13 protein-coding genes and 1 pseudogene are annotated in these 15,900 nt (G+C 53.0%); 10 read left to right on the top strand and 4 right to left on the bottom strand.

Features of this window, described 5'->3' with window-relative positions; genetic code table 11:
• Positions 1-16: 16 nt before the first annotated feature.
• A complete protein-coding gene (gene recQ / locus ACN0V1_RS13515) occupies positions 17-1,885 on the bottom strand; it encodes a DNA helicase RecQ (protein WP_417545485.1) in 1,869 nt (622 codons plus the stop codon).
• 187 nt (positions 1,886-2,072) lie between these two features.
• On the opposite strand from recQ, the gene ACN0V1_RS13510 reads away from it, so the two are divergent.
• The 3 genes and pseudogenes from ACN0V1_RS13510 to ACN0V1_RS13500 all read left to right on the top strand — a co-directional run.
• Positions 2,073-3,281 (top strand): lysophospholipid acyltransferase family protein, encoded by a 1,209-nt coding sequence (locus ACN0V1_RS13510; protein ID WP_417545484.1) that lies wholly within the window; start codon positions 2,073-2,075, stop codon positions 3,279-3,281.
• 35 nt (positions 3,282-3,316) lie between these two features.
• A complete protein-coding gene (locus ACN0V1_RS13505) occupies positions 3,317-3,976 on the top strand; it encodes an alpha/beta hydrolase (RefSeq protein ID WP_291946143.1) in 660 nt (219 codons plus the stop codon).
• Between the two features lie 248 nt (positions 3,977-4,224).
• A pseudogene (locus ACN0V1_RS13500) lies at positions 4,225-5,373 on the top strand (methyl-accepting chemotaxis protein); the annotation flags it as partial.
• 85 nt (positions 5,374-5,458) lie between these two features.
• Here ACN0V1_RS13500 and ACN0V1_RS13495 read toward each other — a convergent pair.
• Positions 5,459-6,871 (bottom strand): TrkH family potassium uptake protein, encoded by a 1,413-nt coding sequence (locus tag ACN0V1_RS13495; RefSeq protein WP_417545483.1) that lies wholly within the window; start codon positions 6,869-6,871, stop codon positions 5,459-5,461.
• 253 nt (positions 6,872-7,124) lie between these two features.
• On the opposite strand from ACN0V1_RS13495, the gene ACN0V1_RS13490 reads away from it, so the two are divergent.
• Positions 7,125-7,700 (top strand): ACP phosphodiesterase, encoded by a 576-nt coding sequence (locus ACN0V1_RS13490; RefSeq protein WP_417545482.1) that lies wholly within the window; start codon positions 7,125-7,127, stop codon positions 7,698-7,700.
• The gene (locus ACN0V1_RS13485) at positions 7,697-8,314 is read left to right on the top strand and encodes an ATP-dependent zinc protease (RefSeq protein WP_417545481.1); all 618 of its coding nucleotides are present in this window, start codon (positions 7,697-7,699) and stop codon (positions 8,312-8,314) included. The genes ACN0V1_RS13490 and ACN0V1_RS13485 overlap by 4 nt, the downstream gene beginning before the upstream one ends.
• Positions 8,315-8,320: 6 nt before the next feature.
• Here ACN0V1_RS13485 and ACN0V1_RS13480 read toward each other — a convergent pair whose 3' ends face one another.
• Entirely contained in the window at positions 8,321-9,697 is a 1,377-nt protein-coding gene (locus tag ACN0V1_RS13480) for a PLP-dependent aminotransferase family protein (RefSeq protein ID WP_417545480.1), read from the bottom strand.
• Between the two features lie 188 nt (positions 9,698-9,885).
• Here ACN0V1_RS13480 and dctP point away from each other — a divergent pair, with 188 nt between their 5' ends.
• The 4 genes from dctP to ACN0V1_RS13460 all read left to right on the top strand — a co-directional run bounded on the left by dctP (position 9,886) and on the right by ACN0V1_RS13460 (position 14,145).
• On the top strand, positions 9,886-10,941 hold the full coding sequence (dctP, locus tag ACN0V1_RS13475; protein WP_417545479.1) for a TRAP transporter substrate-binding protein DctP: 1,056 nt from the start codon (positions 9,886-9,888) through the stop codon (positions 10,939-10,941).
• Between the two features lie 72 nt (positions 10,942-11,013).
• Positions 11,014-11,529, top strand: coding sequence for a TRAP transporter small permease subunit (locus ACN0V1_RS13470; RefSeq protein ID WP_417545478.1), 516 nt, complete (start codon positions 11,014-11,016; stop codon positions 11,527-11,529).
• The gene (locus ACN0V1_RS13465) at positions 11,526-12,848 is read left to right on the top strand and encodes a TRAP transporter large permease (protein ID WP_417545477.1); all 1,323 of its coding nucleotides are present in this window, start codon (positions 11,526-11,528) and stop codon (positions 12,846-12,848) included. The genes ACN0V1_RS13470 and ACN0V1_RS13465 overlap by 4 nt, the downstream gene beginning before the upstream one ends.
• 25 nt (positions 12,849-12,873) lie before the next feature.
• Entirely contained in the window at positions 12,874-14,145 is a 1,272-nt protein-coding gene (locus ACN0V1_RS13460; RefSeq protein ID WP_417545476.1) for a hydroxymethylglutaryl-CoA reductase, degradative, read from the top strand.
• A gap of 25 nt (positions 14,146-14,170) precedes the next feature.
• Here ACN0V1_RS13460 and ACN0V1_RS13455 read toward each other — a convergent pair whose 3' ends face one another.
• Complete coding sequence (locus ACN0V1_RS13455) at positions 14,171-14,980, bottom strand: alpha/beta fold hydrolase (protein WP_417545475.1); 810 nt, start codon at positions 14,978-14,980, stop codon at positions 14,171-14,173.
• Positions 14,981-15,113: 133 nt separating this feature from the next.
• On the opposite strand from ACN0V1_RS13455, the gene ACN0V1_RS13450 reads away from it, so the two are divergent.
• Positions 15,114-15,743, top strand: a complete 630-nt coding sequence (locus ACN0V1_RS13450; protein ID WP_417545474.1) for a LysE family translocator — start codon at positions 15,114-15,116, stop codon at positions 15,741-15,743.
• Positions 15,744-15,900: the final 157 nt, after the last annotated feature.

Genomic DNA, 15,900 nt, shown 5'->3' with positions numbered 1-15,900 from the left:
GACAGAAGGCAGGCCCTTATGCCTGATTCAGCCGGGCAATGGCAGCGAGGAAAAGCTCCCCGTATTTCTCCAACTTGGCAGCGCCCACGCCGCTTACGCCAGCAAGTTCATCGAGCGTTTGCGGCTTGCGTTCAAGCATATCGAACAGAGTGGTGTCGTGGAAGATTACGTAGGGCGGCACCCCTTGTTTGTCTGCAAGCTCCTTACGACAAGCCCGCAACGCCTCCCAACCAACGCGGTCTGTAACCTGATCTTTGACCGCACTGCCGGTTCGACCACCTGACGACCGGCCTGCTGATTTTTTAACCACCGGATCTTTTCGCAGTTCAACCTTATGTTCGCCCTTCAGCAATGGCCTGCATTGCTCGGTCAGTTGCAACGCACCATAGCCTTCAGGGTCTGCTCGCAGGTAGCCATTTGCCACCAGTTGCCGGAATACCGACTTCCATTCGGTAACGGAGAGCTCTATCCCAATGCCATAGGTCGAAACCTGATGGTGCCCCGATTGCCGAACCCGCTCGTTTTCCGAGCCCCGCAAAACATCGATCAGGTAAGTGACGCCAAACCGTTGGCCGGTACGAAACACACAGGACAGTGCTTTTTGCACGGCAACCGTGCCATCCCAGGTTTCAGGCGGATTCAGACAGGTATCGCAGTTACCGCAGGGAACCTCAAGCTCGTCACCGAAATAGTTCAACAGAACCTGGCGGCGGCATTTTGTCACTTCGCACAAGCCCAGCATGGCGTCCAGCTTCTGCCGTTCTACCCGCTTGAAATGATCGTTCCCCTGGGATGCCTCCAGCATCTGCCGCAGCTTGATGACGTCCTGCAGGCCATAAACCATCCACGCGGTGGAAGGTTTGCCGTCACGGCCAGCACGGCCGGTTTCCTGGTAATAGGCTTCCAGGCTTTTAGGCAGATCCAGATGCGCCACAAAACGCACATCGGGTTTATCAATGCCCATGCCAAAAGCAATAGTCGCAACTATAATCACTCCGTCTTGCCGAAGAAAACGCTCCTGGTTGTGAGCGCGATCGTTGGACGGCAGCCCAGCGTGATAGGGCAGTGCGGTATAGCCTTTCTGTGCCAGCATCTTTGCTGTGGCATCAACCTTGTTGCGGGACAGGCAATATACGATGCCGCAGTCGCCTTCGTGCTCAGCTTTAATAAAGTCTAACAACTGTTTGTTTGCATTGGTCTTTGGTGCAATACGGTACTGAATATTCGGGCGGTCAAAACCACTTATAAAGTGCCGTGCTTCTGTGAGCGAAAGCCTTTCGGCGATCTCCTTGCGGGTGCGCTCGTCGGCAGTGGCCGTCAGTGCAATTCGGGGAATCGACGGGAATTCGTTAGCCAGCACTGCCAGTTGCAAATAATCTGAACGGAAATCATGCCCCCACTGGGAAACACAGTGGGCCTCGTCAATAGCAAACAGCGAGATGGAAGCATCGTGCAGCAGCTCGAGAGTGCGAGGCTGAATCAACCGCTCTGGCGCGCAATACAAGAGGTCGAGTTCGCCTGTACTCAGGGCATACTCGGTCGCGCGGGCCTGCTCAAAATCCATGGTCGAGTTCAGAAACGCAGCGCGGACACCCAGCTCCCGGAGCGCCGCAACCTGGTCCTGCATCAGTGCAATCAATGGGGAAATTACGATGGCCGTGCCCGAGCGAACGAGCGCAGGAACCTGATAGCAAAGCGATTTACCGCCGCCAGTGGGCATCAGCACCAGCGCATCACCGCCGGAGGCTACCTCGTGGATAATCTCCCCCTGCAGCGGTCGAAAGGATTCATACCCGAACACCTCATGCAAAACCTGCTCGGGGCTTCTGCCTGAGGTGGTTGGTCGGTGAGCAGAAAGTTGTTCAAAGTCCTGGTCGGGATACATAGATTAACCGGTTAATCGCTAAGCTGAGGTGAAATCTGGTAGCGGATCATACCAGATTCAACGCAAGGAATGGCCGCACAGGCTGTCTTTTGGGAGGCAAAGCGGGGGAAGAAACGATACAATATTGCGCCTTTAGGCCACCGCTTCGTGGCTCATCATATTCGTTACTTACAAGAACAGGGTATCCATGCAGGAATTTGACACCATCCGTCCCTATTCGGACGAAGAAACCGGACCCGCAATTCAACGGTTGCTCAACGATCAGGAGTTTCTGGACATGGTGGGGCGCTTCAAGTCGCCGACACTGGCACGCTGGGCGCCAGCACTCTTGCGTTTTTACACCCGCCGCTGGCTTTCTGGCCACTTTGGCCACTTCACACAGGTGGACGACCTGCAGGCCGGGCTCTCCGGGTACATTGGTGATCTGATTGAAAGCACCACCACGCGCGTTACAACAAGCGGCGTAGAAAACCTCAGCAAGCAGGGCGCTTACCTGTTTATATCTAATCACCGGGACATTGTATTTGATCCCATGGTGGTCAATTACCTGTTGTTTCGAAACAACTTGCGCACTACAAGAATAGCCATTGGCGACAACCTGCTTGCCAATCGGGTGTTTGCTGAAATGATGCGCCTGAACAAGAGCTTTATTGTTCGTCGCAACATGACCAGCCCTCGTGAGATGCGTGACGCCTACATTACGCTTTCGGGCTTTATCAATCACAGCGTTGCCAAAAATGAAAATATCTGGATCGCTCAGCGTGAGGGGCGCGCCAAAGATGGCCTGGATTTCACCGATCCCGCGATCATCAAGATGTTTTACATGAGCTGCAAAAAAAGCGGTCTTAGCTTTGCTGAAGCAATGAACAAGCTCCGCATTGTTCCGGTTTCCATATCCTACGAGTACGACCCGTGCGACGGTGACAAAGCCCGTGAGCTGGAAACCAAGGCCCGTGCTGGCAGCTACAAGAAAGCAGAAGGTGAAGACACTGAACAGATAATGAAAGGCCTCACGGGCTTCAAAGGCCATGTGCATGTGCACTTCGGCGCCCCCATTACCGATGCTCCCGAAAACGCAAAAGAGCTTGCAACGCGGATCGACAGGGAAGTGCACGCCAATTACCACCTGCACGCATCCAATCTCATAGCTTATGAAAAACGGGGGCTCCTTTTTGCGCACGACTCTGCGCAGGAGGTTAACGGCCTTGAAGCGATCCGCGACTCCGTAGTGACTGCTGGAAACTGGTCAGCGGAAGACATACAGATCGCCCGCCTGGAAATGGAACAAAGGCTGGAGGCTGGCGATCCTGCTATTCGCCCCTACCTATTGGACATGTACGCCAACCCGGTTCAGACCGCGCTGGATGCAAACACCAGGCAAAACACTCCGGATTAATCCGGACAATCATTTTCACAAAAAAGAGGTATCGCGTGCAGGATCTTAAATACATTGAGCTGGAAACAGGAGCCAACCCGACAGCCGCCGTAATCTGGCTGCACGGTCTCGGGGCCAGTGGGCACGATTTTGAACCTGTCGTTCCGGAGCTCGGTTTACCAGACGACGCTGCCGTACGCTTTATATTTCCGCACGCCCCTAACCTGCCGGTTACCATCAATGGCGGTATGACCATGCCAGCCTGGTATGACATCAAAGCGATGGACATTGACCGGATTGTGGACACCGAGCAGTTGATGGATTCTGCCCGCGCTATTGGAAAACTGATTGACCGGGAAATCGAACGCGGCATTCCTTCCGAAAACATCGTTATTGCCGGGTTCTCACAGGGTGGGGCGGTTGCTTTTGAAATCGGCCTGACCTACCCGAAACGGCTCGCCGGGATTCTGGCGCTTTCAACCTACTTCGCCACTGCGAAAACGGTGCAGCCTTCGAAAGCAAACGCAGGCATCCCAATTAATATCTATCACGGAACGTTTGATCCGATGGTGCCGGAGGCGCTTGGTGTTCGTAGTGTGGAGACGTTAAAGGAAATGGGCTTCGAGCCGGCTTATATGACGTTCCCCATGGAGCACAGCGTGTGCCTTGAAGAAGTTCAGGAAATCGGGCGTTTCATCCGAAAGCACGCCCTGTAAACACGCTGATAAGACTCCAGGCTCGATAGTTTAGATTGATCCAAAGAGAATTTTTAACATTTTTTGACTATTTTTCTGAATCCGACGGTATGCACTGATCGTATATTTGCCGAGTGACTGTTTTTTCACCAAAACATCAACGTCCACAAGGCAAATATGTAATGATTTTTCGCAAGTACAAGCAAGAAGTCGAGCTGTACCGAAAGCAGAACGTAGAATTGAACTCGACACTCAATGCTATCAATGAATCACTCGCTGTCATTGAGTTTACACCTGAAGGTCTAATTCTGGCAGCCAACGGTCGATTTCTTGAAACCATCGGCTACGATGCTTCTGAGATCGAGGGGAAGCATCACCGCTTATTTTGCGAAGCCAGTTACCGCAAGAGTAATGAGTACCTCAACTTCTGGAGCCAGCTCCGGGGTGGCAAAAGCCATAGAGGTCATTTCTCCAGAATTGCTAAAGACGGATCCAAAATCTGGCTGGAAGCGACCTATTTTCCCGTCAAGGATGCTGACGGTCGGGTTTTCAAAATTCTGAAAATTGCGTCAGATGTTACCAAAGAGCATGAAACCATTACCGACCAGTACGCCGTGTCTAATGCGATAAGTCGATCCATGGCGGTCATTGAATTCAGTCCTGATGGTTTCATTCTATCCGCCAACGATAATTTCCTGGACGCGGTGGGCTATCGCCTTAAAGACCTGAAAGGTAAACATCACAAAATGCTTTGCCCGGGCGAATTCTATGCGGACAATCCAACCTTTTGGTCAGATCTGGCGAACGGCTATTTCAAGTCCGGTCAGTTCAAACGCATAGCCGCCGATGGCACCGTTATCTGGCTAGAAGCATCCTATAACCCGATTATTGATGAACACGGGAAAACGCTCAAGATCATCAAGTTCGCCAGCGATATCACCCATCGTATTAAACAAAGCGAGCGCACCACTGAAGCAGCTGATGTTGCCTACTCAACGGCTCAGGAAACAGCAAGGAGCGTTGAGGAAGTCGAAGCTTCTCTCGCCAAGTCAATGGCCACATCGGAGGAGATCCGGGAAAGAGTCACACATGCCCGACAGGTCATCGAGCAGTTAAACGACCAATCCCAGAATATCGAGCGAATTGTGGGAACAATCACCAGTATCGCCAAACAAACGAATCTTCTCGCGCTGAACGCTGCCATAGAGGCGGCCCGCGCTGGCGAACAGGGACGCGGTTTCGCAGTTGTCGCTGATGAGGTACGACAACTTGCCAGCCGTACCGGTGAAGCAACCTCTGAGATCGAAACGGTGATTCACGACAATCTTAAACTGTCGACTGAGGTGCTTTGGCGAATTGAAGAAGTCGCTGATGTGGCCAAAGAAGGGCAAGGGCAGGTTAGCAGCGTTAAATCAATCGTCGCAAAGATCAATTCGGCAGCACGTCATGTGGTTGATTCCATCGCCTCTATTCAGGCCGGCCAATAGGGGGCATTTGCGGCGTTCAGCTGCGCCAGAATGCCGGAGAGAGTACGATCACCACGCTCAGAATCTCCAAACGCCCCATCAACATGCCCACCGCCAGAATCCATTTGGCAGGGTCGGGCAGGGGGCCGAAGTTTCCAGCCGGCCCGATGATGTCACCCAACCCTGGCCCAACGTTGGTCAACGCGGTAAGCGCACCGGACAAAGAGGTGACGAAGTCCAGTTGCATGGCGGCAAGCGATACAGTAATTAACAGCAGGCAGAGCAGGAAGATAAAGGTATAAGCAATCATGGACGCGATAATATCGTCACTGACTGCACGGCCATTGTAGTTCCGGGTTAACACGGCTCGTGGGTGCAGCAACCGGATCATTTGCTCGCGAAGTATGATCAGGGACAACTGGAACCGGAAAATCTTCATGCCGCCGGAGGTTGATCCGGAACACCCACCGATAAACATAAGGAAGAAAAACAACACGAACGTCAACGGCCCCCAGGCTGAATAATCCTCAGAGGCGTAACCAGTAGTCGTTACAACAGATGTAACATTAAACAAGGTGGCTACGTAGTTATGGGCCGGGTCAAAAGGCACAGGGGACACAGCCCAGCGGTACAGCGTGAGCAGCGCAGGTATGACAAGCAGGATGGTTAAAAACAGTCTTACTTGCTGGTCTCTGAATAACACCCCACGCTGGCCGTGGAGTTCGCGTACAAAGAGAAAGAACGGCAAGCTGCCGATCATCATGAAAAACGAAGCTTCCGCCAGGATCAGATCATTGAACTTGCCCATGCTCTGATCAGAGGTTGAGAAACCGCCGGTGGCGATACTGGTCAAGCCGTGATTGAACGCATCAAACAGTGTCATTCCCGAAAACCAGTAAGTTACTACTGCTGTGACGGAGAAAAACACGTACACAACGAGCAGGCCGCGGCTCAGGGTTTTCATTCTGGGGAGGGCTTTATCTGTCCATTCCGATGATTCTGTGGCGAATAGCCGCATACCACCAACTCGCAGGAACGGCAGCACGGCTACGAACATACCGATTATCCCGATCCCGCCGATCCACTGCAGTATAGAACGCCAGAGGAGTAAATCTCTGTCCATGGTATCCAGGCCACTGAATACCGTCGCACCTGTGGTTGTTATGCCTGACGCACCCTCAAAAAACGCATCCGCAGCAGAAATGCCATGGTCGCTAAGGTAAAAAGGAAGTGCGGATAGCAGGGAGATAATGAACCAGGAGGACACCGTGAGCACGAACATGTAGCGCGGTTTCAAATCCCTGGGTTTCCGGTAGGTGGAAACAATACCAAACACACCAATGCCGAAAACAATCGCAGCGGACTCCACAAACGACACAGTATTCGGCGCTTCCGAGCCAAGCAGGAGAAATATCGGTAGCGTCATGAATATGCTTAACAGCACAAACATGATGCTTACAATAAAGATAACTGGATAAAGGTTTCTCAATGAATGCTCGAGCTAGCTGAACCGAGAGAGGGCGTCAGAATACCTGTGGGGACCCCCAACCGCAAGGTTACAAGTGGCTTGCCGCTATATTACACAGGCATTAAAACACCGTCAGTAAAGGCGTAATCACGGTTCTGAATGTGGAAAAGCGATACAGATTAATGCAATCTCAGTAACTCATAGCAAACAAATTGACCGACCCGGGAACTCTACGTTGAATCATCTTGCCCATCTGTTTCTTGCTCCTGACTCGCCCGAGGCACGAGTCGGTAGCCTTCTGGGCGATTTTACCCGTGGCGTGGATCTCGCAGCACTTCCATATTCCGTAAGGCTGGGCGTTCGCCACCATCTGGCGGTAGACAGTTACACCGACAAGCATCCGGATGTTCTGGCCAGCAAACGGCTATTCTCAGGCCAACGCCGTAAGTTCGCGGGCGTTGCGCTGGATGTCTTGTACGACCATTTTCTTCTCCAGCACTGGACCGAATTTACCGATGCCGACCAAAGCACGTTTATCACCAGGGTCTATTCGGAGCTGCAGGACAACGAAGCATTAATGACGCCTGATATGAGCAGAACCACACGACACATGGTTTCTCACGATTGGTTTGGATCCTACCGCGATCTCAACAACATCGGTTATGCGCTGGACAGGGTCGCAGCGCGCATTCGGTTCCAGAATTCGTTTGCCGGAATTATTCACGAAATACGCCCATTGCGTTCCGAGCTTGAAGCACATTTTTTATCATTTTTCCCTGATTTACAGGAATTTGCAGGAGGAATTGAATGAAGTTTCTGATCCCTTTTTCACTGGCTACGGCGCTCATTTTCCCAACAGCAGCATTGGCAGAAACAGCGCCAGAAAACCAGGCCTCGGTTCCCGAGACGCTCGGCTTCGTAGAGTGGGTTGTGATGAACGATACGGGCCTGAGGCTTAAAGCGCGATTGGACACCGGCGCAAAAACCTCATCTCTGCACGCCGTTAACGTGGAGGGATTCAAGAAGGATGACCAGAAATGGGTGAAGTTCCAGATTCCGCTGGCGGATCACAAGGACCAACCGTCGGAAGGCGACATTGACCATGAAGAAATCATTCTTGAGCTTGAGCGGCCGGTAGAGCGCACTGTCCTCATAAAGCGCAAAGGTGCGCCATCACAGAGACGCTACGTAGTGATCATGGATTTCTGCATTTCCGGCACCAGCCACAAAACCCAGTTCTCATTGACAGATCGCGGCAACTTTTCCTACCCAGTGCTACTCGGTCGCAGGTTCATGAGGGATGACAACATATTGATTGACTCCGCAGACAGCTTTATCGCTACTAAAGAGTGCGAGTACATGAGCCTGGAAGAACTGGTTGAGGAACATCAGGCCAAAATCATCAAGGCTAATGAAACAACCTGATCCATATTAAATACCCAGTGCGCCTTTCATGAAGTTCAGGAACTTATGATTATTGGCGTGGGCAATATTGACCCGCAGCGCTTCGTTTCCTGCGCTGCTGGTCAGCTCGAATAGCCGGCTCGGCGCAAGGAAGATGCCTTGCCGCGCAGCCTGAACGGTCAGTTCCATGGAATCGACACCCTCGGGCAGCGGGCACCAGATGTAATAGCCTCCGGTAGGGCTTTCCACCCGGTCAAGCCCTATCCCGTGCAGGGCAGATACGGCGTCAATACTGGCATTGACAACCCTGTCTCTGAGACGTTTCAAGTGTCGGCGATAACGCCCGCGAACAATCATTTCATGAACCAGTCGCTCGGTAATACCCGAACTGCTTACTACCGTCAGCATTTTGATATCTGTCAGCGACGCGATAAGTTCCGGACTCGCCGCGATATAGCCACAACGCAAGCTCGCTGACAGGGTTTTTGAAAACGTACCCACGTAGATAACCCGGTTGAGTGCGTCCAGTGACGCAAGGTGTGGTGTCGCTTTCGGCAGAATGTCAGCGAAAGGGTCATCTTCGATGATCACCAGGTCGTACTTTTCTGCCAAAGTAAGCAACCGGTGCATCTTTTGCAGCGACATGGACGTCCCGGTCGGGTTATGGGCCATTGGCTGTACGAAAAACAACTTGGGCCTGTGGGCACGGATTTTCTCTTCCAGCATGTCCAGATCCGGTCCGTCCGATTGCCGGTTTACGCCCACAACTTTCGCTTTTTGGAGCTTCAGTTTGCTGAACATCGGGTAGTAGCCCGGTGTTTCGACGAGAACCGTATCGCCCGCCTGCACAAAATGCCGAACAATCAGGTCCAGAGCATGATTTGCGCCAAAGGTCATCAACACCTGGTCCGGGCTGGTGTTGATCGATCGGTCGTTCAAAGCCCGGGCCACATCCTCCCGCAGTACCTCAAGGCCCTGTGGCCGACCATATTCAAAATCATCAGAATAATCGGTGGCGTTGGAAGTGCGCTTCAGATACCTGCCAATTTCGGAGCTTTCCATCCAGGTGGCGGGCAGCCGCCCATCGCCGGCACGCACTTCGTAGTGCTGGTTGAGTTGTTCCCGCAATAAAGACACCACATCTACTGCCTCGATCACATGTTCGGAACGGGAAATGGACGGGGCAAAGCTCGCCGACTGTACATAGAACCCGGAACCGCGACGAGGGTGAATGTAGCCGGTTGCAACCAACCGGTCGTAGGCATCGGTAACGGTATTCTTGGAAACCCCATGACCTTCGGCCGCTACACGTATGGGAGGCAAACGGGCACCTGGAAGTAACCGGCCAGACTCAATTTGCTGAATCAGGCTGTCTGCAATTTGTTGTCCGCGAGAAATGCTCACTTTTATATCAACCTTAAAAGTGTACCAGCTATCACACTGGTACAGTCCGTGGTACACATCGGCTAACTGTCCCTTGTTGATTCTAATTGTCTGGCCTAGTTTGTACAGGCAACACTAAACAAAATAATGCGGTGGATTTTTTGGCGAATAACGTCAATGAGTACATAAAAACAAAATTGGAGAGCGAGATGAAACTGCACATAAAACCCAAGGCTCATGGTTACATCCGGCGCACGATAAGCGGCGTTATAGTAGCGGCGGCGCTTGCTTCCGGCGTTACCCTGGCAGCAGAACAGCCTAACGTAAACTGGCGCATGCAGGCCCTCTGGGATGCTGGCACAACACCCTACGAATACGAGAAGAAGTTTGTGGAGCGAGTTTCCCAACTTACCGATGGCAAGTTCACCATCCGTTTGTTCGGCGGCGGCCAGCTGGCTCCGTCAGCACAAGCGTTTGAAGCGGTTCGGGGCGGTGCTTTTGAAATGATGAAGACCTTCGACGGGTATAAAGCGGGTGCTATCCCAACATTTGCTTTCACCAGCACGATTCCTTTTGGTTTTCCCGAGTCGGACCAGTATGAAGCCTGGTTTTACGAAAAAGGCGGTCTGGAATTTGCGAGGGAAGCTTACGCCCAGGCAGGGCTCTTTTACATTGCTCCCACCGTTTATGGCCAAGAGCCGATCCACTCAAAATTCCCGATAAACAAGCCTGATGATGTAAAAGGCAAGAAAGGCCGTTTTGTCGGACTTGCCAGCACAGTGATGAGCAAATTTGGTGTTGCCGTTACGCCACTCCCGACTGCCGAGGTATACCAGGCGCTTGAAAAGGGCGTGATCGATTTTGCAGACCGGGGTGATCTGACTGCCAACCTGGAAGCAGGCCTGGGAGAAGTGGCCAAGTACGTCATTGTGCCTGGCTTCCATCAGCCCACGACCGCGACCAGCTATGTGGCAAACCAGAGAGCCTACGACAAGCTGCCAGACTCCTACAAAGCGGCTCTTGAAGTGTCCGCGAGGGAAATCTCGGGTTCGCTGCGGCAACACATTATTGCGCAGGATGCGATAGCACTGAAAAAGTTCCAGGAGCAGGGTGCTGAAATAATCCATCTTGACCCGGCTGTGATAGCCAGTGCCCGCCCAACCGCCATGGAAGCCTGGAAGGAAGCAGCAGGCGATGATGAACTCGCCAACAAAGTACTGCAAAGTCAGATCGACTTCATGAAGGAACTGGGCCTTATTAAGTAGCGCTCCAGATCAGATGTGCTTTGATCAGCCCGGATCAGCCGGGCTGATGCTCCCTCCATTTGAGGCTTCCTTATGCAGATTCTTGACGGCTACTGCCAAACTGTTACGCAGGTGAACCGTTGGCTGGCCATTGCCGCGTCTTCGCTGGTTTTCATAATGGTCGCCGTTATTTCCTATGAAGTCGTGGCTCGTTATTTTTTTGATGCGCCAACGATCTGGGCACTGGAGTTATCAACTCTGCTGCTCGGCCCTTACTTTCTACTCGCTGGGCCCCATTTTTTGCATACCGCCGGCCATGTGAACGTCGACATTCTGTATAGCAAATTGTCACCACGTATAGCAGCGATCGCAGACACAGGCATTTACGCCGTGATTGTGTTGATCAGTTGCATTCTTATCTATCAGAGCATTCCAATCGCTCAAAACTCCATCGATTCCGGCGAAACCTCGTTTTCATCCTGGAACCCGGCTATCTGGCCTGTGAAGACTGTAATACCGGTGGCATTCAGCCTGCTGCTGCTTCAGTCCATCGCTGAGTTGCTTACCGCAATTCAACGTATCGGCGGTCGCGAAGAGGCAAGAGCATGAGCTCCACACTTGTTTTCTCCGCCATGTTTTTTTCGCTCCTGCTCCTGTTGTTGAGTGGCATGCCCCTCGCCTTTGTGCTGATCTCGCTTGCCGTGTTGTTCACCATTTTGTTGTGGGGGCTGGACGCACTGGTGCTGACGGTTTTACAGACCTACGACGTCATGACGTCTGATGTGTTGCTTGCAATTCCTCTCTACGTGCTGATGGCCAGCATTCTTCAGCGTTCCGGAATTATCGAAGCCTTGTACAAAGCGATGGAGCTCTGGTTCCGGCGTCTGCCCGGTGGCCTTGCAGTCGGGACTATAGCCATTTGCACCGTGATGGCCGCCATGACCGGCATCGTTGGGGCTGCAGTCGCCGCCATGGGGATTCTTGCGCTACCGTCCATGCTGCGTCGTGGCTATGATGAGAAGCTGGCACTGGGAGTAATCTGTGCCGGCGGCACTCTGGGCATTCTGATTCCACCTTCGATAATCACCATCGTCTACGCCGCTACGGCGCAGATATCCGTAGGCAAAATGTTTGCCGCCGGGATAGTGCCGGGCATGGTGTTATCCGGTCTTTACGTGAGTTACGTAGTGATCCGCACCATGCTTAAACCCAGCCTTGCGCCTGCTCCGGACAACATCGAAATAGGCTGGCTCGAGATGTTCGGGTCACTCAAATCTCTGTTCTTGCCCACTCTGATTGTGTTCAGTGTTCTGGGCAGCATCTACGCCGGAATCGCCACGCCGACGGAAGCCGCAGCGGTTGGGGTAGTGGGGGCTATGCTGTCGGCAATGCTGCAGGGCCAGTTCACCACTGCAAATCTCAGCGATGCGGCCATGGATACGCTCCGCGTAACAACGATGATTATGTGGATCACCATCGGTGCCAAGATCTTTGTCTCGATATTCACCGGAACCGGTGGCGCCGATTCACTGTTGATGTTTATCGAAAACCTCGAGGTTAACCGCTGGCTGGTGCTGCTTTCGATGATGGGCATTCTCGTTCTGCTGGGCCTGTTCCTGGATGAGATTGGCATCATTCTGCTGTGTGTACCTGTGTTCATGCCAATCATCTCTGCCTTTGGCTTTGATCCGGTGTGGTTTGGTGTGCTGTTCCTGATTACCGCACAAATGGCGTACATAACGCCGCCATTCGGTTACACCCTTTTCTACATCAAAGGCGTACTGCCGCCAGGTATAGGAATGGAGACCGTGTATCGCGCAATCCTGCCGTTCCTCGTACTGCAGATAATGGCACTGATTCTGTTCATGTTGTTCCCGGACCTGGTGACCTGGCTGCCAAATCAGCTGTCCCAGCGTCTGGTTTCCTGATTCCTTAATCGCGGAGATTGATTCCATGTCTACCCCAAGTTCCCGTATTTCCGGATTTCATAACCTCTCCATGGCCAAGCGCCTGGAGAAAGTCATCGAAATGGCCGGCCTCAACCCGGATGTTGCCAATCACATGGGCAACACCGGCAACCTGACCGGCGAGATCGCAGATTCGATGATCGAGAACGCCATTGGCACCATGAATATTCCCATTGGTGTTGCCACCAACATGGTGGTGGATCAGCAGGACACATTGATTCCGATGGCCACAGAGGAATCGTCGGTGGTCGCCGCAGTCTGCAACGCTGCGCGCCAGTGCCGGAATTCCGGAGGTTTTATCACCTCCATGTCGGGCTCGCTGATGATCGCCCAGGTGCAATTGGTTGATGTGCCAAACCCGGAGTTTGCGCGCCTGCAGATTCTTGAGCACAAAGCGGACATCAAACAGATTTGCGACGAAACCGATCCGGTTCTGCTCAAGCACGGGGGCGGATTTCGTGAGGTGGAAGTGCGCGTTCTGGAAGGCAGCCACACGGGCACCATGGTGATCACCCACCTCATCGTCGACACTCGCGATGCCATGGGCGCTAATGCCGTGAACTCCATGGCAGAGGCCGTAGCGCCGCTGATTGCAAAATGGACCGGTGGGCGAACTTACCTGCGCATTCTCTCGAATCTCGCGGATCGCAGGCTAGCGAGAGCCCGTGCAACCTGGACACTCGATGCTATCGGCGGCGAGTCGGTCCGGGACGGCATTCTTGCCGCTTATGAGTTTGCAGACATCGACCCGTACCGTGCAGCAACACACAACAAAGGTGTTATGAACGGAGTCAGCGCCGTGGTTCTGGCTACAGGTAACGACACCCGTGCTGTCGAAGCCGGGGCGCACGCGTACGCGGCACAAACCGGTCGCTATCGCTCTTTGACCCATTGGGAAGCCGACCGGGATGGCAACCTGACCGGCATGATCGAAATGCCCATGCCGGTAGGGCTTATAGGAGGCGCCACCAAATCCCACCCGACCGCACGCATTGCGCTGGATATTATGGCGGTGAAAAGTGCAGATCAACTAGCTCGCACCATTGCGGCCGTTGGCCTGGCTCAGAATTTTTCCGCCCTAAAAGCCCTGGCGACCACCGGAATCCAGAAAGGCCACATGGCATTGCACGCCAAGAACATTGCGGTGATGGCAGGTGCGATTGGCGCGGAGATTGAAACCGTAGCAAAAGATCTGGTTAAAATGGGGAAGGTGAGGGTGGATATTGCTGAGGAGATACTGAACAAGCTTCGAGGCTGATTAGCCGGGACACTTGGCGCCCTGATTAACAGGGCTTCAAGTGCCCCTCAATAAAATCATTCACCAGACGCACAACAACATCCGGTTTTTCCCTGTGCGGAACATGCCCGCATTCTTTGAGCATCTCCAAAACACAAGGACCAGCCGGAAGTGATGTATAAAGTTCCGGATGCGCTGCGGAACCAAACTCGTCGTCCTCACCATGAATGGCCAGAACAGGGCAGCTCACTCTGGATAGTGTTTCGTTCAGGGTCCAGTGCTGAAAATTGTCTGATAGCCAGGTGCCCGTCCAGGCGCGCAGAACCCAGTCCGCTTTTTCACCGTGGTATTTTTTAAGTCGATCTATCTGGCCGTCTTGAGCGAAAACCTGCTTTGCATCGCGGATACCCCGAACCGTAAGATCTTCAACGAACGCCTGAGCCGCTTCTGTAATCAGCGCAACACAGTGAGCGGGGAAGGTTGCGGCACACACTGCTGCCATGGCGCCACCTACGCTATGCCCGAAGGCGATAAAATCTACTATGCCAAGTTCACCGCGTATGGCTGTGAAGGGTCCGGTTGCTTCGTTAATAATGAAGTCCGCCTCCAGAATGTCCGTGCGGGGATAGGAGCGCCCGAACCCGGGCCGGTCATAGGCGATGACCTGTCGACCGAGAGAGCGAGCCAGTTGTTCTGGAAAACCCCGCCAAAGCTCCACGCTTCCAAGCGAGTCGTGGAATAGCACGATCGGCGCGGTGGTTTCAGTACTGGAATCTGCTGAAGGCGTCCAGCTCTTTACATAGAGCTCACCGGCAGAGGTCGAAACGTAGCGTTCGTTTGCTGATATTGAAAGCATTGGTTTTTGATTCCTGTCACAGCGTATGCGGATCAGGGAGTAAGATAGTCCAGGACTGGCTGGGATGGAAGGAATGGATGAACTACCATGGATTCTACTGAACCCGTCCTAATTTATTTATGAGTGCTCTGATGTGTCGTTTTTGAACCTGTCGTTGTTATCAGCCTTTATCCCGACCTTTTTTATAGTCTCGATCACACCCGGCATGTGTATGACTCTGGCATTGTCACTGGGTATCACTATCGGCGTGCGGCGGGCAATGTGGATGATGGCGGGGGAGTTGGTAGGCGTTGCAATAGTTGCAACCGCCTCCGCAATAGGTGTCGCAACGTTTATGCTGCGTTACCCGGCGGCATTTGAACTGTTCAAGTATGCCGGCGGGGCTTACTTGATCTGGTTAGGCGTTCAAATGTGGCGTTCACGAGGCAAAATGGCGATGCCCCAGGAAAACGCGGCGCCCAATACTGCATCGCACTGGCAGTTAGCGGCACAGGGGTTTATTACGGCAATTGCCAACCCCAAAGGCTGGGCGTTTTTTGTCGTACTGCTACCGCCGTTTATTGATAGCTCACTGCCTATTGCGCCACAACTGGGCGCGCTGGTCATTATTATTCTCACGCTGGAGTTTATCTGCCTGCAGATATACGCCCACGGCGGAAAAACGCTGAGTCGTGCGTTGAGAAAAGGCGGCAGTGTTCGTCTGGCGAACCGGATTTCCGGAAGCTTGATGATGTTGGTGGGCGTTTGGCTTGCGCTGGGCTAGTGGCGAAAATTCAGACTCCCTCTTTTATCTCCCAGGTTCCGAGATACCTCGCATAACCAGATGCTTGTTCAGCTCGCTTATTCAACCGGAGGCGCACCGGCGCCTTGCAAGCTTTCGAACTGGTGGTTTGGTGTCAGCGGATTTAGTATGTGGAGAT

Origin of the sequence: Marinobacter sp. (assembly GCF_048266785.1) — a bacterium.
Lineage (GTDB): Bacteria > Pseudomonadota > Gammaproteobacteria > Pseudomonadales > Oleiphilaceae > Marinobacter.
The sequence above is the reverse complement of the archived record's forward strand: the minus strand, read 5'-3'. Positions and strand labels throughout refer to the sequence as shown.

What these genes read in the sequence shown, in the direction of transcription:
- dctP (WP_417545479.1), top strand. Translation starts at nt 9,886, where the DNA reads ATGAAACTGCACATAAAACCCAAGGCTCATGGTTACATCCGGCGCACG.
- ACN0V1_RS13510 (WP_417545484.1), top strand. Translation starts at nt 2,073, where the DNA reads ATGCAGGAATTTGACACCATCCGTCCCTATTCGGACGAAGAAACCGGA.
- ACN0V1_RS13465 (WP_417545477.1), top strand. Translation starts at nt 11,526, where the DNA reads ATGAGCTCCACACTTGTTTTCTCCGCCATGTTTTTTTCGCTCCTGCTC.
- recQ (WP_417545485.1), bottom strand. Translation starts at nt 1,885, where the DNA reads ATGTATCCCGACCAGGACTTTGAACAACTTTCTGCTCACCGACCAACC.
- ACN0V1_RS13460 (WP_417545476.1), top strand. Translation starts at nt 12,874, where the DNA reads ATGTCTACCCCAAGTTCCCGTATTTCCGGATTTCATAACCTCTCCATG.
- ACN0V1_RS13470 (WP_417545478.1), top strand. Translation starts at nt 11,014, where the DNA reads ATGCAGATTCTTGACGGCTACTGCCAAACTGTTACGCAGGTGAACCGT.
- ACN0V1_RS13455 (WP_417545475.1), bottom strand. Translation starts at nt 14,980, where the DNA reads ATGCTTTCAATATCAGCAAACGAACGCTACGTTTCGACCTCTGCCGGT.
- ACN0V1_RS13485 (WP_417545481.1), top strand. Translation starts at nt 7,697, where the DNA reads ATGAAGTTTCTGATCCCTTTTTCACTGGCTACGGCGCTCATTTTCCCA.
- ACN0V1_RS13495 (WP_417545483.1), bottom strand. Translation starts at nt 6,871, where the DNA reads ATGTTTGTGCTGTTAAGCATATTCATGACGCTACCGATATTTCTCCTG.